The following is a 21,455-nucleotide window of genomic DNA, read 5'->3' as shown; positions in this document are numbered from 1 at the left end:
ATGCTCGGCTGCTCCCAAATTCGCAGGCCCAGGCGCATGCGCCGGGCCCACCAGGATGACACCATGAAATTCTCCGAAAACTGGCTGCGCAGCCACGTCCCGACCGGCGCTTCGCGCGATGAACTGAGTGCAGTGCTGACCGCCATCGGCCTGGAAGTGGAAGACGTGACCGCGCTGGGCGAAGGCCTCGACCACGTGGTCGTGGCACGCATCGTCGACGCGGTGCGCCATCCGGAAGCGGATCGCCTGCAGGTGTGCAGGGTTGATGCCGGGCAGGGCGAACTGCTGCAGATCGTGTGCGGCGCCCCGAACGCGCGCCCGGGCCTGGTCGCGCCGCTGGCGATGGTCGGTGCGCAGATCGGCGAGCTGAAGATCAAGCCGGCCAAGCTGCGTGGCGTCGAGTCCAACGGCATGCTGTGCTCGGCCAAGGAACTGGGCCTGGACAACGATGCTTCCGGCCTGCTGGAACTGCCCGACGACGCACCGGTCGGCCAGACCCTGGTCGAGTACCTGGGCCTGCCGGATGCCAGCATCGAGATCAAGCTGACCCCGAACCGCGCCGACTGCTTCAGCCTGCGCGGCATCGCCTACGACGTCGCCGCCGCCACCCGCAGTGAAGTGCTGGACTTCGCTGCCGACGCCATTCCGGCAGTCGGCAGCCGTGAGCTGGGCATCCAGCTCGACGCCGGCGCCGAAGCGCCGCGTTACCTGGGCCGTGTCATCGAAGGCGTCAATGCTGCCGCCAGGACCCCGTTGTGGATGGCCGAGCGCCTGCGCCGCAGCGGCGTGCGTCCGGTCTCGCTGCTGGTCGACATCACCCAGTATGTGATGCTGGAGCTGGGCCAGCCGATGCACGCCTACGACCTGGGCACCCTGCAGGGCAGCATCGCCGTGCGCCGTTCGCGCGCGGGCGAGACGCTGAAGCTGCTGGACGGCCGCGATGCTGCGCTGGACGACAGCTTCCTGGTGGTCACCGACGCTGACCGCGCGGTCGGCCTGGCCGGCCTGATGGGCGGCTTCGACACCCGCGTCACCGACGCGACCACCGCCGTGTTCCTGGAAGCGGCGCACTTCGCGCCGGCCGCGATCATGGGCCGTGGCCGCAAGCTGGGCCTGCACACCGATGCCGGTCATCGCTTCGAGCGCGGCGTCGATCCGGCGCTGCCGCGCACCGCGATCGAGTACGCCACCCGCCTGGTGCTGGACCTGGCCGGCGGTACCCCGGCACCGGTCACCGAGGCCGTGCGTGAAGCCGATCTGCCGCAGCCGGCGACCATCGTGCTGCGCCGCGCCCGCATCACCCGCGTGCTCGGCATCACCATCGACGATGCGGAAGTCGAGCGCATCCTGCGCGCGCTGGGCATGGACGTGGTCGCCGCCGCCGACGGCTGGCAGGTGGTCGCGCCGAGCCGCCGCTTCGACATCGCCATCGAAGAAGACCTGATCGAAGAGCTGGCCCGCATCCACGGTTACGAGCAGATCCCGACCACGCTGCCGGGCGGTGCCTCGCGCGTGGCGATGCCGAGCGAGACCCAGCTGGACGCGCTGAGCGTGCGCCGCCAGCTGATCGCCCGTGACCAGCAGGAAACCGTCAATTTCGCCTTCGTCGACGACGCGCTGCTGACCCAGTGGCAGCTGCGCGACGGCCTGGTGCCGCTGGCCAACCCGCTGTCGGCCGAACTGGCGGTGATGCGCCCGTCGCTGCTGCCGGGCCTGGTCGCCACGTTGGGCCGCAACGCCGCCCGCCAGTTGGGCCGTGTGCGCCTGTTCGAGCTCGGCCGCGTGTTCGCCCAGCAGGCCGGAGACGGCCAGCCGGCACCGCTGGAAACCCCGCGCGTGGCCGCTGCGGTCTGCGGTGAGGCGCAGGCGGTGCAGTGGGGCCTGCCGACCCGCAAGGTCGACTTCCATGACCTGAAGGGCGACCTGGAATCGCTGGCGGCCGCCAGTGGCGCGCAACTGGAGTTCCGCCCGTCCGTCCGCGCCTACGGCCACCCGGCGCGTTCGGCCGAGGTGTTCCGCGATGGCGTGGCGATCGGCTGGATCGGCCAGATCCACCCGCGCCTGACCCGGGCGATGGATATCGAAGCCGACGTCTACGCCTTCGAGCTGGACCTGGAGCCGCTGACCGCCCGCCGACTGCCGCGCGCCGGCGAGCTGTCGCGCTTCCCGGCGGTGCGTCGCGACCTGGCGTTCCTGGTGCCTGAACAGGTGGCCTGGGCCGATCTGGCGGCCACCGTCCGCCAGGCCGCCGGCCCGCTGCTGCGCGACCTGAACCTGTTCGACCGTTACGTCGGCCAGGGCGTCGAGCCGGGATTCAAGAGTCTCGCTATGGGCTTGATTTTGCAGGACAAGTCGCGCACTCTGACGGACCGCGACGTGGATGCGGTGGTGGCCGAGGCGGTCACTGCCATCGAGCGTGAACACCACGCCCGGATCCGCGGCTGAGCGGGCAGCACTCGGGGGTAGCAGGCAATGGCATTGACCAAGGCGGAGATGGCGGAAAAGCTGTTCGACGAAGTCGGTCTGAACAAGCGGGAAGCCAAGGAATTCGTCGACGCGTTTTTCGATGTGCTGCGTGAAGCATTGGAACAGGGACGTCAGGTGAAGCTGTCGGGCTTCGGCAATTTCGATCTGCGGCGCAAGAACCAGCGCCCGGGTCGCAACCCCAAGACCGGCGAGGAAATTCCGATTTCCGCCCGTACGGTGGTCACCTTCCGTCCGGGCCAGAAGCTCAAGGAGAGGGTGGAAGCTTATGCTGGATCCGGGCAGTAACCGCGAACTACCGCCGATCCCGGCCAAGCGCTACTTCACCATCGGTGAAGTCAGCGAGCTGTGCGACGTCAAGCCGCACGTGCTGCGCTACTGGGAAACCGAGTTTCCCAGCCTTGAGCCGGCCAAGCGCCGAGGCAACCGCCGCTACTACCAGCGCCATGACGTGCTGATGGTGCGGCAGATCCGCAGCCTGCTGTACGAACAGGGCTACACCATCGGTGGTGCACGCCTGCGTCTGGACGGCCCCGATGCCCGCGAGGAATCGGCGCTGAGCAACCAGATCATCAAGCAGGTGCGCATGGAGCTGGAAGAAGTGCTGCAGTTGCTGCGCCGCTGATCCCATTTCCATCGTAATCCGCTATACTTCACGGCCCGCCGCAGTGGCGGGCACATCGCAGCATCAGTCGGGGCGTAGCGCAGCCTGGTAGCGCATCTGCCTGGGGGGCAGAGGGTCGTCGGTTCGAATCCGGCCGTCCCGACCACTGTGATGAATCAAGAAGCCCGCGCAGCGATGCGTGGGCTTTTTTGTGCGTGCGGTGTATGCTGCGCGCCACTCGTACTACCGCGGCTGCTGAACCCGGTACTCACGAGAACACATCATGGATTCTGCAAGAAACCGTGCCTGGCGTCGCAGCCAGGCTCGCAACCGTGGTGGCGACCGCGCCACGACCGCCTACAGCTACAAGCCCGAGAAGAACTGGAAGCTGCTGTATACGCGCGATGCCAAGCTCGCGCGCGCACGCCAGCTGGGCTTCACCTATCCGGTCCTCAGCGCCCGCCAACTGCAGGAACAGGAATGATCAACCTGCTGTTCGTCTGCAGCCGCAACCAGCTGCGCAGCCCGACCGCCGAAGCCATGTGGCGACGGCGACCCGGCTTCGCTGCGCTGTCGGCCGGCACCAGCCCGCATGCACGACGCCTCATCGGCCCGGCGGATATCCGCTGGGCCGATGTCATTTTCGTGATGGAGGCCAAGCACCAGCATCGCCTGCAGGCCGCGTACGCGCGCCTGCTGGAATACAAGCGCCTGCATTGCCTGGATATCCCCGACGACTATCGCTGCATGGATCCGCTGTTGATGGACCTGCTGGACGCCAAGGTGGCCACGTATCTCGATCAGCTGCCGGCAAAGCGGTAGAGCAGCTCCGGATCGCCTTCGTCCAATCCGTGCACGATGCCGCTGTCGATGAAACCCGAAGCGGCGAGCAGGCGTTGCATGCCGGTATTGGAAGCATTGGTCGAAGTGAACAGCCTGCCGTGGCCGTGCAGCGCGATGGCATGGCGCAGCAGGGCGGCGCCGACGCCCTGGCTGCGTTGTTCGCGCGCCACCATCAGCATCTCGACGAAGGCTTCGCCGAAGAAGTGATGGTGGATGACCAGGTAACCGGCCAGCTGACCGGCCCATTCGGCCACGTGCATGCCACCATTGGCCTGCCAGTCGCTGATCTGCCGTGCGCGTTGCGGATCGTGGACCGCAACGCTGTCGAGCGCGATCAACGCGGAAACGTCGGCGGGCATTGCCTCGCGGATGTGCAACATCGTCGAGGAGGGATCGGGCGGCACCATCGAAGGCTCCTGGGCTGGGTGCGCCCAGTCTATCGATCGCGTCGGCCGTGTCTGCGCATCCGCCACAGCCAGCGTGTGGTCGGCAGTCAATACACACGGAACTCGGCACGGCAGCCGTCGCTGACCCACACGCCGCGGCGGTCCCAGCCCCAGTTGCGATCCTCGACGCACGGTGTCACCGACTTCTGCTTGACCAGGCGTACCTCGTGGCGCACACGGATGCGGCATTCCTTGTCCTTCTGCTCGTAGGACTCGCAGACCAGGCGCTCGCCATCGTCATCGCGGTCACGGTCCCGGCCGCGCCCCGGCCAGCGGCCGCGTCCCTGTCCGTCGGCCACGAACTCGGCGCGACAGCCGTCGGTGACCCAGAGCATGCGGCGGCTCTGGCCCCAGTTCTGGTCCTCCACGCAGCGGGTGACCGACAGCTGCCTGGCCAGGCGCATGCGGCCTTCGATCGGGCACTGCTGGGTCTTGTTGAACTGCGATTCGCAGCGCAGCGGCGCAATGGGATCGCTGTCGTAATCCTGGGCGGCCACCGTGGTGGCGGCCAGCAGCAGGGCCAGGGTGGGGAGGGCAATCGGCAGCAACAGGCGATGGGTCATGGGGGGCCTCGGCAGGGGAACGGGCCGCAAGAATGGACCAGCCCGGGGCCATCGGAACGGATCGTTCCGGCGTTGGCTCAGTGGGGATTTAGTAGTGTGCACCGGCCCATGCAGAGCCTTACATCCCTTATCATCGCGGCACATCCGATCGCATCGGCTTACACCTTCTTACATCTCTCCCACGCTTGCCGGCCCAGCCTGTGGCTGCCGTTACTGGCGTGCAGCCGGCGTGTGGAGGAGGATGCGCGGACCACGACGACCACAGGGGGTTGCGTTGATCAGCAGTACCGTCATTCATCGCTCGGCTGGCGCAGAGGCCGGGCAGGTGCGTGTCCTGGACACCACGTTCAAGGGCAAGCATGTGTTCATTGCGTGGGGCCTGCGCGGGCCGGAACTGGCCCGCAGCGCGGACCCGCCCGCCACCGTGGCTGCGCGCAAGGCGCTGCATGCCGTGGCCGGCCACAGCGAGGGACCGCGCAGCCCGGAGGTGTTCATCGCCAACCAGTCGGCGGTGGCGATTACCGTCTATCGGCTGCTGACCGAGGCGCGTTCGGGCGATGCCATCTTCTTCCTGTGTGATTCGCAGGCCGTGGTCGACTGGTTGATCACCGCACTGGAAGTGCAGGGCGAAGGCTGACAGCGCGCAGGGTCAGGCCAGTGCCGCATCCACCGCCGCCAGGGCGTGCAGGGTGGTGGTGTCGAACAGCGGCACCGGGCTGTCCTCGGCGCGGACCAGCAACATGATTTCGGTACAGCCGAGGATGATCGCTTCGGCGCCGCGTGCAACCAGGCGCGCGATCACGCCGGCGTACGCCTGCCGCGACTGCTCGCTGACCACGCCGCAGATCAGCTCCTGGTAGATGATGTCGTGCACGCTGCGGCGATCATCGGCCTCCGGAACCAGTACCTCCAGCCCGAAGCGGTCCTGCAGCCGGTCGCGGTAGAACGCCTGCTCCATGGTGAAGGCGGTGCCGAGCAGTCCCACCTTGCGGATGCCGGCCTGCAGGATCGCCGCGGCGGTCGGGTCGGCGATATGCAGCAGGGGCAGCGGGCATCCGGCTTCGATCCGGCCGGCCAGCGTGTGCATGGTGTTGGTGCAGATCACCAGCAGCTCGGCGCCACCGGCCTGCAGCCGCCGTGCAGCATCGAGCATGTGGTTGCCCAGCAGATCCCATTGGCCGTCGTGCTGCAGCTGCTTGATGCCGGCGAAATCCACCGACCACAGCAGCAGTTGCGCCGAATGCGCGCCACCGAGGCGATGCCGCACCGCCTCGTTGATGAGCCGGTAGTACTGCGCCGAGCTTTCCCAGCTCATGCCGCCGATCAGGCCAAGGGTCTTCATGCACTGCTCCAAGCCAGAGACGGCCATTGCAGCACAGATGGCAGTGGCGCTGCCGTGCACGGGCGCCGGCATCTGTAACCGTCGCATCCACCGCCCGCTGTATGTGCCGCGTCCTGCATGGGTGCCCTATGCTGGTGCCGTCTTCTGAAGTGGAAACCGGCAATGGCCCTGCATACCTGGTGGTGGTTCCTGGCCACGGTCTTCGTGCTGTGCGGGACGCCCGGGCCGAACATGCTGCACATCCTCGGGCGCAGCGTCGGGCTGGGGTTCCGTGGCAGCGTGCCGGCCATGGCCGGCTGCCTGCTGGCGATGCTGCTGGTGCTGGCCGCATCCGCTGCGGGCCTGAGCGCGTTGCTGCACTCCTCGCCGATGCTGTTCGAAGTGCTGCGCTATCTCGGTGTGGCCTACCTGGCCTGGCTTGGCATCAAGGCGTGGCGTGACAGCTGCCGCCCGGCACCCGCGGTGGCCGATGCTGCCGAGGTCACACTGGCGCCGGTACATGGCGCAGGGACGGTATTCCGTGGCGGCCTGTGGGTTGGCCTGAGCAACCCCAAGCTGTTGTTGTTCGCTGCGGCGTTCCTGCCGCAGTTCGTTGATCCGTCGCGTAGCCAGGCCATGCAGTACAGCGTGCTGGTGGCGACCTTCGCGGCCTGCGAACTGTTCTGGTACGTGATGTACGCCGCCGGTGGCCACGGCCTGCGCCGTTGGCTTGCGAAGCCATTCGCACGGCGTTGGTTCGAGCGGCTGGTGGGAAGCGTGTTCCTGGCCTTCGCGGTGGCGCTGCTGCGCTTCCGGCCGCGCTGATTCACGCCGCACACGCGGCCTTTTCACGATTGCCGCATCGGCTGCGGCCTAGCCTGATCACACCGTTTGCGTTCCCTGCGGGGTAAGGACTGACATGATCAAGTGGGCCATCATTTTCGCCATCATCGGCATCATCGCCGGCGTGCTGGGCTTCGGCGGCATCGCCGGTGCCGCTGTGGGCATCGCCAAGTTCCTGTTCTGGGCCGGCATCATCATTGCCGTGGTGCTGTTCCTGATCGGCATGAGCGTGGCGAAGAAGGTCAGCTAGCACCTGTCGCGCAGCAGCGCGTTCAGTGCGCGCTGCTGCGCGAGAACAGGTTGATCACCAGCACGCCGGCGCAGATCAGCGCGATGCCGGCCAGCGCAGCTGCATCCAGCCGCTGCTTGAACACCACCAGGCCGATCAGCGAGATCAGCACGATGCCGACGCCGGACCAGATCGCATAGGCGATGCCGGTCGGCACCGACTTCATGGTGACCGACAGCAGGTAGAAGCACAGCCCGTAGCCGACCAGCGCGCCCAGTGTCGGCCACAGCCGGCTCATGCCGTCCGAGGCCTTCAGCAGCGACGTGGCAATCACTTCCAGCACGATCGCGGCGGCCAGGTAGATATAGGGGTTCATCGCGGGCTCCGGGTCACTGCGGGTCGCACAGCTTGAGGGCCTGCTCGGCCATCGCCAGCGCATTGAGGCGCTCTGCTTCGTCCAGCGGCCGACCATAGGCGGTGGCCCAATAGCCATCGGCCGCGCAGCGTGCCGCGTACAGGCGCGGATCGCCGGCTTCGCCGGGGAACTCGGCCAGCATCGCGCGCTTCCAGTCGCGCCAGTGCGCCAGCAGGGCCGGCTCCATCAGGTTGCCCAGGGTCAGGCCGATGTCGTTGTCCTGTTCCTGCTGCAGCAGGTGCTCGAAGTTGGCCCGCACATAGGCGCGGCTGAAGCAGCCGTGGCCGGGCGTGCCGTCCTGCAGGAGCGCGCGCACACGCGCCTCGAATTCGCCGATGAGTGCGCCGATGGCTTCATCGACCAGTGCCTGCTTGCTGCTGAAATGGTGGAACAACGCGCCCTTGCTGACCCCGGCCACGCGCGCGACATCCTGCACGGTCAGTGCCGCCAGCCCGTGCTGGCCAATCACGGCAATGGTGGCGTGCAGCAATGACTGGCGCACGCTGTCGGGCGCTTTGCGCCGCGAGCGGGGAGGGGGGGAGGACATGATGGGAAGAAACCGACTGGACGGTATGATTGTAGCGCAGCCGGATCGCGTCACCGGCGCGACCATCGGCCACCGCCCGGTGGGAGCCGGATCAATCGTCGATGCGTGCGAAACGCGCCTGCGGGCCGTGTTTGCCTGGGACCTGCTCGACGAACATCGGGTAGGGGCGTACCCACAGGCCACCTTCGCCGTAGAGTGCGCGGTACAGCACCAATGGTTCCAGCGTCTCGCTGCTGCGGACGATGTCGATCACTTCGTATTCGCCGCCCTTGAAGTGGCGATACCGGCCACGGGCGAGGTCGGGCAGGGGACTCAGCTCAGCCATGACGGGTCGTGCTCACTTGCGCGCCGGGCTGGCGGGCGTGGCGCAGTACGCGTCGATGGCCTCGGCGCTGTTGGCCAGGCCGTGTGCCTGTGCCAGCTCCCAGGGCCGCTCGCAGCGCTGGCTGTGTTCGCACCACTGGTAGCCGGCCGAGCCGATGCAGCCGTGCGCGTCGCGATCGCCGCCTACCTTGGGCATGGTTGTCGAAGGCTTGCCGTCGGCACGCGGGGCTGCATTGTCCGGGCTCGCGCATGCGGCCAGAACCAGCAGCGCTGGAATCAGAAGAAGCACCTTCATGCGCGAGCTCCGTGCGTAAAGCAACATTTTCTGTCGCAAATAGCCCGTCAGCAAGCGCTCAATGCACGGCGGCGCGGACCAACTCTTCGATCAGAATCAGATAGCTGGCCACGAAATAGAACTTCAGCAACGTCGAACGCTGGTGCGAGAAGAAGGTGCGCATGTGGAAGGGGCCCCTGTTGATGATGGTAGTGTGAAGCCCAGCTGACTCCGTGACAAGGATCACGGAATGAACGAGCTAAACGGACTCAGGGATGTGATGAGGGCGGGGTTCTGACGCACTGGCGCGGACTTTTCGTACAAATCTGATAGGCCATTCCGGAGGCGGTCGCTAGCCTGATGGTGTAACGGCGAGCGGCACGTCTGCCTGCCACCGCACCCTCTATCCGCAGGAGCCTCCCCATGGTCATCACCGTCCAATGCACTGCCCAGCGCTGGTCCGTACTGCACCCGCAGGCACGCGAGGCCACCCGCTACGCACGTGGCGCCGACGCCTTTGACGCCGCCGCCGCGCTGGCCCTGGAGCATCACCGCCGCACCGGCCAGCGCAGCACGGTGCGGGTCGCGGCGCTTGGCAATACGGTAGACGCGCTTCACGTCGGAGAGTGACGCCAGCAACCGTGACGCAGTCAGGTCCGGTTGCGTTGTTTGAATGGGGAAAAACTGCCGTTGCGCTCCCCTCTGTGCGCCGGGCCGCGAATCCCGGATGCTTGCGCCATCGTATTCATCTGGAGATCTCGATGGGCAAGGCACTCACTTGGCGCACCCTGGCCTGCACCCTGTTGCCGATGCTGGCGGCGGCCGGCGGCGCCCAGGCGCAGAGCTATGGCTACGGCTATGACGACGACCGCTATGGTGGCCGCGATGGCAGCGGCATCGTGCGCTGCGAGTCGGTCAAGAATCGCAGCAATGAGTGCCGCCTGGACGGCCGCGCGCGGTTGATCCGCCAGTTGTCCGGTTCGCCCTGTGTGGAAGGTGAGACCTGGGGCCAGTCGCGCAACGGCGTCTGGGTCACGCAGGGGTGCCGTGCCGAATTCGTCGGTGAATACCGCCGCGGTGGCGGCTGGGGTGGCAATGGCGGCGGCTGGGGCAATGGCAATGGCAACGGGTGGGGCGGCGGTGATGTGGTCACCTGCCATTCCAATGGTCATCGGCAGGAGTACTGCGATGCGCGCATCCGCCGGGGCGTGCGCCTGATCCGCCAGGACTCACGCAGCGCCTGCATCGAAGGCCAGAGCTGGGGCTGGGATCGCCGCGGCATCTGGGTGAGTGATGGCTGCCGGGCGCAGTTCCAGGTGAACTGACCTTTACGGGTTCAGCCCATGAAAATCAGAATAATCTGATACAGCTCACATTTTGAACGCCGTATTGTCTGCGATCAGGGCATGTTGCATGCCCTGAATTCCAGCGGTGCCGTGTGCCATAACCGGCATGGGCATCCCTCCGCCGTCGATACGCTGCCTCAAGGAGTGAGCTGCATGTTGATCCGCCTGCAATGCGAACAGCGCCAGTGGCGCGTGCTGCATCCGGACCGGCCGGAGCCGATCGAGTTCCGCGATGGCGCCCGCGCCTACGACTTCGCCGAGACTCTGGCCCGCCTGCACTTTGTCGACACCGGTCAGCGTGCGGCCGTGCGCGTGGAAGCCAGCGGCGCATTCGTCGAAGCGGTCAGTTACGGCTGAGCGCGGGTGCCTGCCAAGGCAGGCACCCGGAATTCCATCATCCACGCATGGCGTGGATCTACGCGTTGCGAGCCTGGAGGGTGCGGACGCTGTCCGCGCCCATTGCGCCCTGTGTGGATCTACCGGGTGGTGATCGGCCTCAGCCTGCCGCGCTGAGCGGCGGGGTACCTGCGGCGAGCTGCGGCCAGCGCTTGAGCACAGCAGCGCGGATGCCGGCGGCGTCGATGCCGGCTTCGGCCAGCAGGTCTTCGCGGCTGGCATGGTGCTGGTAGCTGTCGGGCAGCCCCAGGTGCAGGATCGGACGCAGCACGCCTTCGGCATTGAGCAGTTCACCAACACCGGAGCCGGCGCCACCGGCCACCACGTTGTCTTCGATCGTCACCAGGCCCTCATGCTGGGCGGCGACAGCCAGCACCAGCTCGCGGTCCAGCGGCTTGATGAAACGCATGTTGACCACGCTCAGGCCCAGTTCGCGGCCGACCTGCTCGGCGGCGGCCACGGTGCTGCCGAAGGCGAGCAGGGCAATGCGGCTGCCCTGCAGGCGCAGTTCGCCCTTGCCGATCGGCAGGGTCGACAGGTCGGTGCCGGCTGCAACGCCGGTGCCGGTACCGCGCGGGTAGCGCACGGCGGCCGGGCCCGGGTGCTGCAGGCCGGTGCTTAGCATCTGCCGGCACTCGGCTTCGTTGGACGGTGCCATCACCACCAGGTTCGGCACGCAGCGCAGGAAGCTCAGGTCGAGGTTGCCGGCGTGGGTCGCACCGTCCGGGCCGACCACGCCGGCGCGGTCAATCGCGAACAGCACGTCCAGGTCCTGGATCGCCACGTCATGTACCAGCTGGTCGTACGCGCGCTGCAGGAAGGTCGAGTAGATCGCCACCACCGGCTTGCCACCCTGTGTGGCCATGCCGGCGGCGAGGGTGACCGCATGCTGTTCGGCAATCGCCACGTCGAAATAGCGCTGCGGGTATTCCTTGCTGAAACGCACCAGGCCGGAGCCTTCGCGCATCGCCGGGGTGATGCCGTACAGGCGCGGCTCGGCGGCGGCGGCATCGCACAGCCAGTCGCTGAATACATCGGTATAGGTCGGCTTCTTGGCCCCGGCCTTGGCCACCAGGCCCTTGTCCGGATCGAACGGGCCCACGGCGTGGTAACCGATCTGGTCGCCTTCGGCCGGCTCGTAACCCTTGCCCTTGGTGGTCATCACATGCAGCAGCTTCGGGCCCTTGGAGGCGCGCAGCGTCTTCAGCGTGGACAGCAGGGCGGGCATGTCGTGGCCGTCGATCGGGCCGGTGTAGTGGAAGCCCATTTCCTCGAACATCGTGGAAGGCACGAACATGCCCTTCCAGTGTTCTTCCCAGCGTTTCACGAAGCGTGCCGGATTGTTCTTCTTGTCACCGAGAATCTTCTTGCCGCCTTCGCGCAGCGCGTTGAGCGTGCGGCTGCCGGTGGCGCGGCCCAGCATCTTGGTCAGGCCGCCCACGGCCTCGGAGATCGACATGTTGTTGTCGTTGAGGATCACCAGCAGGTTTGGCTCCGGCTCCATGCCGCCAGCGTGCATCAGCGCTTCGAACGCCATGCCGGCGGTCATCGCGCCGTCACCGATCACCGCCACGATCTTGCGGTCGTCGCCTTCGGACTGGCGGGCGATGGCCATGCCCAGTGCGGCCGAGATCGAGGTCGAGGAGTGGCCGACACCAAAAGTGTCGTACTCGCTTTCCTCGCGCTTCGGGAACGGCGCGATGCCGTCCTTCTGCTTGACGGTGTGGATTTCGTCGCGGCGGCCGGTCAGGATCTTGTGCGGGTAGGTTTGATGGCCGACGTCCCAGACCAGCTGGTCGTGCGGTGTCTGGTACAGGTAGTGCAGGGCCACGGTGAGCTCGATCACGCCCAGGCCGGCGGCGAAGTGGCCGCCACTCTTGCCCACCGATTCAATGAGGTAGGCGCGCAGTTCGTCGGCAACCGCCCTCAATTCGGATTCGTCGAACGTGCGCAGGTCATCCGGCGTCTGGATGCGCGCGAGGCGGGGATAGCGGGCAGAGTCGATCATCATGTTCGCACTTTTTCTGAACGCCCATTTTCGCCCTCAAACGGGGGTGGGGCAAGCAAACGCCGCCGTCCGTGACAGGACGGTGAGGGTTGCATTTTCAGGCGTTCAGGTGCTCAGTTTCGAGCGCTTGGGCAATTGCGCCTTCAGGAAGGCCATCTGGTCGGCCAGGATGTTGCGGTTGGACAGGATCAGGTGCTCGATCCAGCTGGGCCGGTAGGGCACTGCCAGCAGGGGCATGCCGGCCTGCTGCGGGGTGCGGTCGCTCTTGCGCGAATTGCAGTGGAAGCAGGCGGTGACCACGTTTTCCCAGCAGTCCAGGCCGCCCTTGGACAGCGGCATGACGTGGTCGCGGGTGAGCGTGGGGCGGCTGAACTGCTGGCCGCAGTACATGCACAGATGGGCGTCGCGGGCGAAAAGGGCCTGGTTGGTCAGGTTCGGCGTCGGGTCGATCGCACGGGAGCGGGCGTGGCCGCGGGCGGCGATGATCGGGTGCAGGTCCATGCCGCTCTGCAGGCCGCTGAAACGGTTGGTGCCGCCGTGGATGTGCAGGCAGGGGTCGCCGAGCGTCCAGGCCACCGCCTCGCGGGCGTAGAGGCAGGCCGCATCCTGCCAGGTGATCCAGTCCAGTACGCGTCCGTGGGCATCAAGCGAGAGCAGCCGGACCGAACCGGGGCGATGCAGCGTCGTGGCGTTGGGCGATGCTTCGGCGCCCGGAGCAGAAAACGGAGCTCCGGCTTCGATCAGACCCAAGCGTGTAGTGTCTGTCTCCATCGGGAGAACAGCTTATACCTGAATCATTGCGATTTGGGTATCGCCCGGAGGGCGAAACCCAAATCGCAAGATTCAGGTCCGCGCATTCCTCCTATCCCCCGCGCCTTCGGCGCGCCCCCTTTAGCAACCCAGCCCGCCGTCGGCGCGCTGGGTTGCCCGCGCATTCTTTCTAATCCCCGCGCCTGTCGGCGCGCCCCCTTTAACAAAAGGGGGCTCTTCTCCAGAAGGATTTCAGGGGTTCTCATCCACGCGTGGCGTGGATCTACAGCAGCGGAAATCTGTCGAAGGCGGGGTGGGTCCGGTGGCGTGCGCCGTCCCCCGCAATTGGACCCACCTCGCCATCCCGCAGGAAGCCGGCTGTTGCGGTTGCCGGCCAGCGGCCGGCACTACCGCGGGTGCCGGGCGAAGCCCGGCTCAGGCGCCGAAGCGCTCGTCGTCCATGGCCATCAGCGGCGCGGCGCCGGCCTGGATCGCGGCGGCGTGGCTGAGGGTGCGCGGCAGCACGCGGGCGAAGTAGAACCGTGCGGTCTCGCGCTTGCCCTGGGCGAAGGCGGCGCCGTGCGCGCTGGCATCGGCGGCGGCCACGCTGCGGGCCCACCAGTAGGCCAGCACCACGTAACCCGAATAGAACAGGTAGTCGTAGCTGGCCGCGCCCAGTTCGTCGGGATTGGCGGCCGCGCGCTGCAGCACGTCCATCGTCAGCTTGCCCCATTCGGCGGCCTTGGCGCGCAGCGGGCCGATGAACTCGGCCAGCGCTTCGTTGCCCTCGTGTTCCTTGGCGAAGGCTTCGATCTCGGCCAGCATCAGCTTCAGGCCGGCGCCCTGGCTGGATGCGGTCTTGCGGCCGATCAGGTCCAGCGCCTGGATGCCGGTGGTGCCTTCATACAGCGTGGTGATGCGTGCATCGCGGGCCAGCTGCTCCATGCCGTGCTCGCGGATGTAGCCGTGGCCACCGAAGCACTGCAGGGCGTTGTAGGTGTTCTCGATGCCCCATTCGGTCTGGCAGGCCTTGGAGATCGGGGTCAGGAAGCTCACCAGGGTGTCGGCGCGCTCGCGCTCGGCGGCATCCTCGGCGTGGTGGGCGATGTCGATCAGGGTGGCGGCATGCAGCGCCAGCAGGCGGCTGCCTTCGACCAGCGACTTCACGGTCAGCAGCATGCGACGCACGTCCGGGTGGACCAGGATCGGGTCGGCCGGCTTGTCCGGGAACCTGGCGCCGCTCAGGGCGCGCGACTGCAGGCGCTCACGGCTGTACTTCAGTGCGTTCTGGTAGGCGCGCTCGGACAGGCCGATGCCCTGCAGGCCGACACCCAGGCGCGCGGTGTTCATCATGGTGAACATGGCCTGCAGGCCCTTGTGCGGCTGGCCGACCAGATAACCCTGGGCACCATCGAAGTTCATCACGCAGGTGACCGACCCCTTGATGCCCATCTTGTGTTCGATCGAGCCACAGCGCAGTGCATTGCGCTCGCCGACGTTGCCATCGCGGTCGACCTTGAACTTCGGGGTGACGAACAGCGAGATGCCCTTGGCGCCCGGAGGGGCGTCGGGCAGCTTGGCCAGCACCAGGTGCACGATGTTCCCGGTCAGGTCGTGCTCGCCGGCGGTGATGAAGATCTTGGTGCCGGTGATCGAGTAGCTGCCGTCGGCGTTCGGCTCGGCCTTGGTCTTGAGCAGGCCCAGGTCGGTGCCGCAGTGCGGCTCGGTCAGGCACATCGTGCCGGTCCAGCGGCCTTCGATCAGCGGCTTGAGGAAGGCGTCGTGCTGCCACGCCTCGCCGTGCTGCTTCAGCGCTTCAATGGCGCCGTGCGAGAGCAGCGGGAAGTTGCCCCACGCCAGGTTGGCGGCGTTGATCATTTCGTTGAGCGGCACCCCCAGGGTGTGCGGCAGGCCCTGGCCGCCCAGCTCCGGCGAGGCGGTCAGGCCGGTCCAGCCGCCATCGACGAACTGGTCGTAGGCCTGCTTGAAGCCGGGCGGGGTGGTCACTTCACCGGTGGCCTGGTCGAGTACGCAGCCGATCTCGTCGCCGACGCTGTTGAGCGGGGCCAGCACGGTGGCGCTGAAGCGGCCGGCTTCCTCCAGCACGGCATCGACCACGTCGGCGGTGGCGTCGGTGAAGCCGAGGCGGGCGAACAGGGGTTCGACCTTGAGCACGTCGTGCAGGGCGAAACGGAGGTCGGAAAGCGGGGCGGTGTAGCTGCTCATCGGTACGTCTCGATTTGATCAGGGCAGAGGGGAGCGGCGCCGGGCGCCGCGACGAAAGGCGGGTTCAGCGCAGCACGCCGGGCAGGCCGGGGGCCTGGTTGAGGGTGCTGCGGCTGCTGATGTCGAAGCTGCGCTGCTTCTTTTCCTGCGGCGTGGCCGCCACCGTTCCCTTCAGGGCGTAGGCCAGGGTGCGGTTGCTGGCCAGCGCGTCGGCCACCACCAGGCGCGCGGTCGAGCTGGGCACGAGGTCGACATTGATGACGTCGGCGGAGGTGCCGCCGATGGAGATGCCGGGCTTGACCTGCAGGGTGCCGGCATCGCTGTCGCCGACGGTCAGCGCCAGTGAGACATCATCGAAGGTCATCGGCATCGAGCTGAAGTTCTGCAGGCGCAGGGCCACGGTCCAGTTGCCGTCGGCACGCACGGTCAGCTGCTGCAGGCTGGCCGCCGGTTCCGAAACACGCTTGACGATGCCGTTGCTGCAGGCAACAAGGGCGAGGGTGCACAGGACGATCAAGGCGGTACGGAAGCGGTGGAGCATGGGCGCAAGTCCTCTGGAGGGGGTGCGTTGGGGTAAGCATACTACGGCGTATGGTTTTATGGATCGCCCGGGGCGACCCGTCCGCAGAGGGTAGCGCGTGAAGATGGCGGTCGGGCATGCACAACGCCGGATGGCGCGCGCACGATGCGCCGGATGCGAAGCGGTTCAGTCGGCCGCGGGATCGCGCAGCGGGGCCATCAGGCGCAGTGGCCCGAGGTCGTACCCCATCGACTCGGCCTTGGCTTTCAACTGTTCGAACCGATCGCGCTCCATCTCCGGCAGGCGCGAGAGGATCCACAGATACTTGCGGCCGGGTTCGCCGACCAGGGCCCATTGATAGTCCGGGTCCAGCGCCAGCACCCAGTAGTCGGCCCAGACCAGGGGCGCCCAGCTCAGCCAGTCGGGGACGAAGCGCACCTGCAGTTGCCCGGGATGGCCGGCCACCGGGCGTGCCACGCCTTCGGCGACCACGCGCTCGCCGTCACCCTTGCGGCAGGCATTGGTGACGCTGATGCGGCCGTCGCGGCGCAGGCCATAGTTGGCGGTGATGTCGCCCACGCACTGCTTCTGGAACGAGACTGGAAGATGCGCGATCTCGTGCCATTGGCCCGCGTAGCGATCAATGTCCAGGTGCTCGACCGCGCGCACCGGTTCAGTGGCGATCACCGGGAAGGCGGCCAGCAGCAGGCAGGCGAGCAGGGCGGGGCGCAGATGCATCGGCAGGCTCCAGGCAGGAGTCTGGAGCGTAGGTGCCGCGGCCCGTGCCGGTGTAAATGTTTCGTCAACCGGGCCACGGTGGTCGCCGCTTGCGCGAAGCGCGAATAAAAAAAGACCTGCATCTCTGCAGGTCTCTGAAGATGGTGGCCGAAGACGGAATCGAACCGCCGACACGGGGATTTTCAATCCCCTGCTCTACCAACTGAGCTACTCGGCCACATGTTTCGTTGCAGCGAGGTCGCTGCCAAGGACGCGTATATTACGGAGGTCGGCTGCCTTCGGCAAGCGTTTTGCCAAGATTTCTTCACATTGCCCTCTGCGCGCTCGCAAGTGCTTGATCCTCCGTTGTGGGGCGGGGCGTGCCCCATCGATTGTCGTCTGCGGTGGAAATCAGCAGGTCGCCGCGTTCGCCAAAGCTGCAAGGGCAAGGGGTGCGCCGGACCCGCGCGGGTCCGGGCAATGGAACGCTGTTTTCGTGGCCGCCATCGGGGATCGCCGCAGCGTAGTGTCGGCAGTCCTTTCCCGATGCTGGCAACAGCAGAGACCTGGCCATGTCCGATTGCTCCACCGCGTCCCGCATCGTGCTTGCCTCGCGTCCGCAGGGGGCGCCAAGTGCAGCCAATTTCCGCCTGGAACAGGTTGCGCTGCCGGCACTGGCCGATGGCGAAGTGCTGCTGCGCAACCGCTACCTCTCGTTGGACCCGTACATGCGAGGACGCATGGACGAGGGCCCGTCGTATGCCGCGCCGGTGGCGGTAGGGGCGGTGATGGAAGGCCAGACCGTGGCCGAGGTGCTGCAATCCAAGGCCGAGGGCGTAACCGCAGGCGAGCTGGTGCTGGCGCCGGGTGGCTGGCAGACCCACGCGGTGCTGCCGACCAAGGCGCTGGGGCGTCGTCTGGATCCAGCCGGGCTGCCGCTCAGTACGGCGCTGGGGGTATATGGCATGCCCGGCTTCACCGCCTATTCCAGCCTGCATGAAATCGCCCGTCTGAAGCCGGGCGAGACGTTGGTGGTAGCCGCCGCGACCGGGCCGGTGGGCGCGACCGTGGCGCAGCTGGCCAAGCTGCAGGGCGCGCGCGTGGTCGCCATCGCCGGTGGCGAGGCCAAGCGTGCCTATCTGCAGACGCTGGGCGTGGACGTGGCGCTGGATCATCGCGTGGCTGATTTTGCGGACCAGCTGCGCGCGGCAGTGCCTGCGGGCATCGACGTGTACTTCGAGAATGTCGGCGGCCATGTGCTGGATGCGGTGCTGCCGCTGCTCAACGACTTCGCCCGCATTCCGGTCTGCGGCACCATCGCTACCTACAACGAGCGGGGCGTCGAGCAGCCTGGCCCGGATCGGCTGCCGTCACTGTTCAACCAGATCCTGCGCCAGCGCCTGACCGTGCGTGGTTTCATCGTGCACGACTTCAACCACCTGTGGCCGGACTTCGAACGCGAGATGCCGCAGTGGCTGCGCGAGGGCCGCATCCAGTACCGCGAGGATGTGGTGGAAGGTCTGGAGAAGGCGCCGGAGGCGTTCTTCGGGCTGTTGCAGGGGCGCAACTTCGGCAAGCTGGTGGTGAAGCTGGATTGAGTGCTTGGTGGGTGTGCCGACCAAGGTCGGCCACTACCGGAAGCTGGGTGTGCCGACCAAGGTCGGCGGCTATCGGGTGGCGTCAGCCGTTGGCGACCTTTTCCCGGCGCAGCAGTTCGCGCTTGCGCGCAACGCCCCAGGCATAGCCGGACAGGTCACCGTCGCGGCGCACCACGCGGTGGCAGGGCACGGCTACCGCCAATGGATTGCTCGCGCAGGCACGTGCCACCGCACGACTCGAGCGTGGTGCACCGATATGCGCGGCAATATCCGCATACGACGCGGTCTGGCCGCGCGGAATCTGCTGCAGTGCCTGCCATACCCGCTGCTGGAAGGCGGTGCCGCGGATATCCAGCGGCAGTGTGGCGCCTCGCGAGGGATCCTCGACCAGGCCCACCACCTGTGCCACCAGTTGCTCATAGCCGTGGTCGGCACCGACCAGTTCGGCCTGGCGGAAGCGTTGCTGCAGTGACTGCAGCAGCGCCTCCGGATCGTCGCCGAGCAGGATCGCGACCACGCCGGTCCCGCTGCTGGCCACCAGCACGCTGCCCAGTGAGCTTTCGGCAAGCGCGAAGTGGATGACTTCGCCGCGACCACCTGCGCGCCATTGCTTGGGAGTCATGCCCAGCAACTTCGGTGCGTTCTCGTAGAAGCGCCCGCTGGAGCCGAAGCCGGCATCGTGGAAGGCATCGGTGATGCGCTCCTGCTGTTCGAGCCCGGTGCGCAGGCGGTCGGCGCGCAGCGCGGCAGCGTACTGCTTGGGGGTCAGCCCGGTGGCCTGTTTGAACAGGCGATGCAGGCGCGTCGGGCTGCAGCCGGCGATGTCGGCCAGCTCCTGCAGCGAGGGCTCGTCGAGGCTGGCCTGCAGATGGCGGCAGACCCGTTCGACGCGGGCGTCGAGGGCGGTGGTGGCGGTGCTGTCCATGGGCGGATTCTGGCACGTGCTGGTTCTGCGGAAACTCCGTTTCCTGCACTTGGCCGCGAGGCCCGGAAACGGAGTGTTGGTGGGCCGGAGGCGCGGCATCGTGGCGGCCACTCCACAACCGGTACCACCCTCATGCGCCTGAACAACAAGATCGCCCTCATCACCGGTGCCAGCGCTGGCATTGGTCGTGCCAGCGCGCTGCGCTTTGCTGCCGAAGGGGCAAAACTGGTGCTCAATGCGCGGCGGCTGCAACCGCTGCACGCACTGGCCGAGCAGATCCGTGGCGCCGGCGGCGAGGTGGTGATGCATGCCGCCGACGTGGCCGAGCCGGGCACGGCGCAGGCGCTGGTGGATCTGGCCCAACAGTCATTCGGAGGCCTGGACATCGCGCTCAACAATGCCGGCATGCTCGGCCCGGGCGTACCGGCGGCGGAGTTCCCGGCGGATGCATGGCGCGAGGTGATGGCCACCAATCTCGATGCCGCCTTCCATGCCGCACGCGCGCAGTTGCCGGCATTGCTGGCACGCGGGGGTGGCTCGCTGGTGTTTGTCGGTACCTTTGTCGGCCATACCGTGGGCTTCCCGGGCATGGCCGCCTACGCGTCGAGCAAGGCCGGACTGATCGGCCTGAGCCAGGTGATCGCCGCCGAGTACGGCGCGCGTGGCGTACGCAGCAACGTGCTGCTGCCTGGCGGTACCGATACCGAGATGGGCCGGCAGGCCGCACCCACCGGCGATGCCCGCGACTTCGTGCGCTCGCTGCACGCACTCAAGCGCATGGCCGAGCCGGAGGAGATCGCCAACGCGGCGCTGTTCCTGGCCAGCGATGAAAGCAGTTTCGTTACCGGTACCGCGATGCGTGTTGAAGGTGGAGTGTCGATCACCCGTACCTGAGCGGCGTCATGAGCGCGGCGTGTAGCGGATACCGCTGTTGGCCATGAAGCCTTTCGGGTCGAACCTGGCCCATGCCTCGCCCCACTCGAACCGGGCGCGGCCACCTGCCAGTTTGCGCCCCAGAGCCGTGGCCAAGGTGCGACGCATGAAAGCGACTTCGGCATCGATCGCGACCTGGGTCGGCCAGCCGTCTTCCAGTGTCGCACCCGGCAGATCGACGCCGATCGTCACCATGTCGAGCTGTTGCCCGTGGAAGCACAGGCTGATGCCGGCGGGCGCACCGCCCAGACTGACCCGGTGCAGGCTGAGCCAGTGATAGCCGGTGCCGGCATCGCGCTCGCCATGCATCAGCGTGGCGAAGGCGATGCGCGCCTCCTCCAGTGACAGGGTGGGGCAGATCAACGTCGTCAGGTGGCCGAGCTGGATGCTGCCGTCCGCTGGATCGAGGCGCATTGGCAGCGAACGCGCGGCGTGCTGGGCGGGAGGTGACATCACGGACTGGCTGGGCATGTTGGTCCGGATTCTGCAGAGCCGTGAGCTGCGGCGGCAAGCGGAACTGCACACGCTGTTCGCGCGGGCCTGACCTGCGGATCACTGCGCAGCCTCTAGCGTGAAGTCCTGATCGGCCTTCGCCGGCACAGGAGACTTCGATGAGCGAGCGCGACAAAGACCCTGGCGATCCGAAACAGGGCGTACAGGAAAGCCGTCAGGACAGGGCGCAGGAGGACGTGGCAAAGCAGCGGCCGGGGCAGCGCGATCAGCAGGTGCGTGATACGCATTCGCGTGGTCCACGCCGCAAGGACGGGGATCAGGAACCTGCCTGACTCGTGATCGATGCAAGAAAAAACCCGCAGATCGCGACGATCGGCGGGTCTTCTTAATGAGTGGTGGAGCCAAGGAGGATCGAACTCCTGACCTCGTCATTGCGAACGACGCGCTCTCCCAGCTGAGCTATGGCCCCACGGCAGGGCTTCAGTGTAGCCAACTGGCTGCGCCTTGCCAAGCCGACCCGGGATGTGCCGGACGGCGTGGCATGAAGGCGTGCACTGTGCCGAAACCGTCCGGTTTGTCGGGCCCGGATGCCGCGCAACGAAATCGTAACAATTTGGGGGATAATGGCGGCTTGCGCAGTTCTCCTCCTTTTTGCCGCCCGGCTCGCGCAGGCCGCACGGACGCCTCCTC

28 protein-coding genes and 3 tRNA genes are annotated in these 21,455 nt (G+C 67.0%); 15 read left to right on the top strand and 16 right to left on the bottom strand.

What is annotated here, in order from left to right; all coding sequences use genetic code 11:
• The first annotated feature begins 63 nt into the window (after positions 1-63).
• From pheT to AC5P98_RS13635, 6 genes are all read left to right on the top strand, one after another.
• Positions 64-2,445: a phenylalanine--tRNA ligase subunit beta gene (gene pheT, locus AC5P98_RS13660; protein ID WP_049405015.1), complete on the top strand. Its 2,382-nt coding sequence runs from the start codon at positions 64-66 to the stop codon at positions 2,443-2,445.
• Between the two features lie 27 nt (positions 2,446-2,472).
• The gene (locus AC5P98_RS13655; protein ID WP_005410432.1) at positions 2,473-2,772 is read left to right on the top strand and encodes an integration host factor subunit alpha; all 300 of its coding nucleotides are present in this window, start codon (positions 2,473-2,475) and stop codon (positions 2,770-2,772) included.
• Entirely contained in the window at positions 2,753-3,109 is a 357-nt protein-coding gene (locus tag AC5P98_RS13650) for a MerR family transcriptional regulator (RefSeq protein WP_005410431.1), read from the top strand. Before AC5P98_RS13655 ends, AC5P98_RS13650 begins: the two co-directional genes overlap by 20 nt.
• 68 nt (positions 3,110-3,177) lie before the next feature.
• Positions 3,178-3,254 (top strand) — tRNA-Pro (locus AC5P98_RS13645).
• Between the two features lie 117 nt (positions 3,255-3,371).
• Positions 3,372-3,572 carry a hypothetical protein gene (locus AC5P98_RS13640; RefSeq protein ID WP_014647847.1) on the top strand — a complete coding sequence of 67 codons (201 nt, stop codon included), beginning with the start codon at positions 3,372-3,374 and terminating at the stop codon, positions 3,570-3,572.
• Positions 3,569-3,910, top strand: a complete 342-nt coding sequence (locus tag AC5P98_RS13635) for a low molecular weight protein tyrosine phosphatase family protein (RefSeq protein WP_049405016.1) — start codon at positions 3,569-3,571, stop codon at positions 3,908-3,910. Before AC5P98_RS13640 ends, AC5P98_RS13635 begins: the two co-directional genes overlap by 4 nt.
• On the opposite strand, the gene AC5P98_RS13630 is transcribed toward AC5P98_RS13635, so the two are convergent.
• Together AC5P98_RS13630 and AC5P98_RS13625 are read right to left on the bottom strand one after the other, a co-directional pair.
• Positions 3,889-4,338 carry a GNAT family N-acetyltransferase gene (locus AC5P98_RS13630; RefSeq protein ID WP_049405017.1) on the bottom strand — a complete coding sequence of 150 codons (450 nt, stop codon included), beginning with the start codon at positions 4,336-4,338 and terminating at the stop codon, positions 3,889-3,891. The two genes, AC5P98_RS13635 and AC5P98_RS13630, sit on opposite strands and share 22 nt — an antisense overlap.
• Positions 4,339-4,424: 86 nt before the next feature.
• Positions 4,425-4,940: a DUF3011 domain-containing protein gene (locus AC5P98_RS13625; RefSeq protein WP_046431780.1), complete on the bottom strand. Its 516-nt coding sequence runs from the start codon at positions 4,938-4,940 to the stop codon at positions 4,425-4,427.
• Positions 4,941-5,181: 241 nt separating this feature from the next.
• Here AC5P98_RS13625 and AC5P98_RS13620 point away from each other — a divergent pair, with 241 nt between their 5' ends.
• Positions 5,182-5,577, top strand: coding sequence for a hypothetical protein (locus AC5P98_RS13620; RefSeq protein WP_049405018.1), 396 nt, complete (start codon positions 5,182-5,184; stop codon positions 5,575-5,577).
• Between the two features lie 12 nt (positions 5,578-5,589).
• On the opposite strand, the gene AC5P98_RS13615 is transcribed toward AC5P98_RS13620, so the two are convergent.
• A complete protein-coding gene (locus AC5P98_RS13615; protein ID WP_049405019.1) occupies positions 5,590-6,282 on the bottom strand; it encodes an aspartate/glutamate racemase family protein in 693 nt (230 codons plus the stop codon).
• Between the two features lie 162 nt (positions 6,283-6,444).
• Here AC5P98_RS13615 and AC5P98_RS13610 point away from each other — a divergent pair, with 162 nt between their 5' ends.
• A complete protein-coding gene (locus AC5P98_RS13610; protein WP_049405021.1) occupies positions 6,445-7,086 on the top strand; it encodes a LysE family translocator in 642 nt (213 codons plus the stop codon).
• A gap of 94 nt (positions 7,087-7,180) precedes the next feature.
• Positions 7,181-7,354, top strand: coding sequence for a DUF1328 domain-containing protein (locus AC5P98_RS13605; protein ID WP_005417836.1), 174 nt, complete (start codon positions 7,181-7,183; stop codon positions 7,352-7,354).
• A gap of 22 nt (positions 7,355-7,376) precedes the next feature.
• Here AC5P98_RS13605 and AC5P98_RS13600 read toward each other — a convergent pair whose 3' ends face one another.
• The 4 genes from AC5P98_RS13600 to AC5P98_RS13585 all read right to left on the bottom strand — a co-directional run bounded on the left by AC5P98_RS13600 (position 7,377) and on the right by AC5P98_RS13585 (position 8,914).
• Entirely contained in the window at positions 7,377-7,709 is a 333-nt protein-coding gene (locus tag AC5P98_RS13600) for an SMR family transporter (RefSeq protein ID WP_014647841.1), read from the bottom strand.
• 13 nt (positions 7,710-7,722) lie between these two features.
• Complete coding sequence (locus tag AC5P98_RS13595; RefSeq protein ID WP_046431777.1) at positions 7,723-8,295, bottom strand: TetR/AcrR family transcriptional regulator; 573 nt, start codon at positions 8,293-8,295, stop codon at positions 7,723-7,725.
• Positions 8,296-8,386: 91 nt separating this feature from the next.
• Positions 8,387-8,620, bottom strand: a complete 234-nt coding sequence (locus tag AC5P98_RS13590; protein WP_014647839.1) for a DUF1653 domain-containing protein — start codon at positions 8,618-8,620, stop codon at positions 8,387-8,389.
• A gap of 12 nt (positions 8,621-8,632) precedes the next feature.
• On the bottom strand, positions 8,633-8,914 hold the full coding sequence (locus AC5P98_RS13585) for a hypothetical protein (RefSeq protein ID WP_014647838.1): 282 nt from the start codon (positions 8,912-8,914) through the stop codon (positions 8,633-8,635).
• Positions 8,915-9,316: 402 nt separating this feature from the next.
• Between AC5P98_RS13585 and AC5P98_RS13580 the strand changes: the two genes are divergently transcribed.
• From AC5P98_RS13580 to AC5P98_RS13570, 3 genes are all read left to right on the top strand, one after another.
• A complete protein-coding gene (locus AC5P98_RS13580; RefSeq protein WP_032956178.1) occupies positions 9,317-9,523 on the top strand; it encodes a hypothetical protein in 207 nt (68 codons plus the stop codon).
• 131 nt (positions 9,524-9,654) lie between these two features.
• Complete coding sequence (locus AC5P98_RS13575) at positions 9,655-10,218, top strand: DUF3011 domain-containing protein (RefSeq protein ID WP_032956176.1); 564 nt, start codon at positions 9,655-9,657, stop codon at positions 10,216-10,218.
• A 174-nt stretch (positions 10,219-10,392) separates the two neighbouring features.
• Positions 10,393-10,596 carry a hypothetical protein gene (locus tag AC5P98_RS13570; protein WP_005417823.1) on the top strand — a complete coding sequence of 68 codons (204 nt, stop codon included), beginning with the start codon at positions 10,393-10,395 and terminating at the stop codon, positions 10,594-10,596.
• A 139-nt stretch (positions 10,597-10,735) separates the two neighbouring features.
• On the opposite strand, the gene dxs is transcribed toward AC5P98_RS13570, so the two are convergent.
• The 6 genes from dxs to AC5P98_RS13540 all read right to left on the bottom strand — a co-directional run bounded on the left by dxs (position 10,736) and on the right by AC5P98_RS13540 (position 17,094).
• Positions 10,736-12,643: a 1-deoxy-D-xylulose-5-phosphate synthase gene (gene dxs, locus AC5P98_RS13565; protein WP_032956193.1), complete on the bottom strand. Its 1,908-nt coding sequence runs from the start codon at positions 12,641-12,643 to the stop codon at positions 10,736-10,738.
• A gap of 105 nt (positions 12,644-12,748) precedes the next feature.
• Entirely contained in the window at positions 12,749-13,414 is a 666-nt protein-coding gene (locus AC5P98_RS13560) for an HNH endonuclease (protein ID WP_032956174.1), read from the bottom strand.
• Positions 13,415-13,828: 414 nt separating this feature from the next.
• A complete protein-coding gene (locus AC5P98_RS13555; RefSeq protein ID WP_049405024.1) occupies positions 13,829-15,619 on the bottom strand; it encodes an acyl-CoA dehydrogenase C-terminal domain-containing protein in 1,791 nt (596 codons plus the stop codon).
• A 64-nt stretch (positions 15,620-15,683) separates the two neighbouring features.
• Positions 15,684-16,160, bottom strand: coding sequence for an LEA/WHy family protein (locus AC5P98_RS13550; RefSeq protein ID WP_014647826.1), 477 nt, complete (start codon positions 16,158-16,160; stop codon positions 15,684-15,686).
• Between the two features lie 165 nt (positions 16,161-16,325).
• Positions 16,326-16,877 carry a lipocalin family protein gene (locus AC5P98_RS13545; RefSeq protein ID WP_049405026.1) on the bottom strand — a complete coding sequence of 184 codons (552 nt, stop codon included), beginning with the start codon at positions 16,875-16,877 and terminating at the stop codon, positions 16,326-16,328.
• Positions 16,878-17,018: 141 nt separating this feature from the next.
• Positions 17,019-17,094: transfer RNA gene (locus AC5P98_RS13540), tRNA-Phe, on the bottom strand.
• A 334-nt stretch (positions 17,095-17,428) separates the two neighbouring features.
• Here AC5P98_RS13540 and curA point away from each other — a divergent pair.
• Positions 17,429-18,454: an NADPH-dependent curcumin/dihydrocurcumin reductase gene (gene curA / locus AC5P98_RS13535; protein WP_049408318.1), complete on the top strand. Its 1,026-nt coding sequence runs from the start codon at positions 17,429-17,431 to the stop codon at positions 18,452-18,454.
• Positions 18,455-18,536: 82 nt separating this feature from the next.
• Here curA and AC5P98_RS13530 read toward each other — a convergent pair whose 3' ends face one another.
• Positions 18,537-19,379 (bottom strand): bifunctional transcriptional activator/DNA repair enzyme AdaA, encoded by an 843-nt coding sequence (locus tag AC5P98_RS13530; protein ID WP_049408320.1) that lies wholly within the window; start codon positions 19,377-19,379, stop codon positions 18,537-18,539.
• Positions 19,380-19,511: 132 nt separating this feature from the next.
• On the opposite strand from AC5P98_RS13530, the gene AC5P98_RS13525 reads away from it, so the two are divergent.
• A complete protein-coding gene (locus AC5P98_RS13525) occupies positions 19,512-20,273 on the top strand; it encodes an SDR family oxidoreductase (protein WP_049408321.1) in 762 nt (253 codons plus the stop codon).
• A gap of 6 nt (positions 20,274-20,279) precedes the next feature.
• Here the strand turns inward: AC5P98_RS13525 and AC5P98_RS13520 are convergent, their stop codons facing one another.
• Positions 20,280-20,765 carry a hypothetical protein gene (locus tag AC5P98_RS13520; RefSeq protein WP_049408327.1) on the bottom strand — a complete coding sequence of 162 codons (486 nt, stop codon included), beginning with the start codon at positions 20,763-20,765 and terminating at the stop codon, positions 20,280-20,282.
• 158 nt (positions 20,766-20,923) lie between these two features.
• Here AC5P98_RS13520 and AC5P98_RS13515 point away from each other — a divergent pair, with 158 nt between their 5' ends.
• On the top strand, positions 20,924-21,097 hold the full coding sequence (locus AC5P98_RS13515; protein ID WP_006457496.1) for a hypothetical protein: 174 nt from the start codon (positions 20,924-20,926) through the stop codon (positions 21,095-21,097).
• 61 nt (positions 21,098-21,158) lie between these two features.
• On the opposite strand, the gene AC5P98_RS13510 is transcribed toward AC5P98_RS13515, so the two are convergent.
• Positions 21,159-21,234 (bottom strand) — tRNA-Ala (locus AC5P98_RS13510).
• Between the last annotated feature and the right edge of the window lie 221 nt (positions 21,235-21,455).

This window comes from Stenotrophomonas sp. YJH_SMC_135, assembly GCF_059372355.1.
This window is presented reverse-complemented; position numbering and strand designations above follow the sequence as displayed.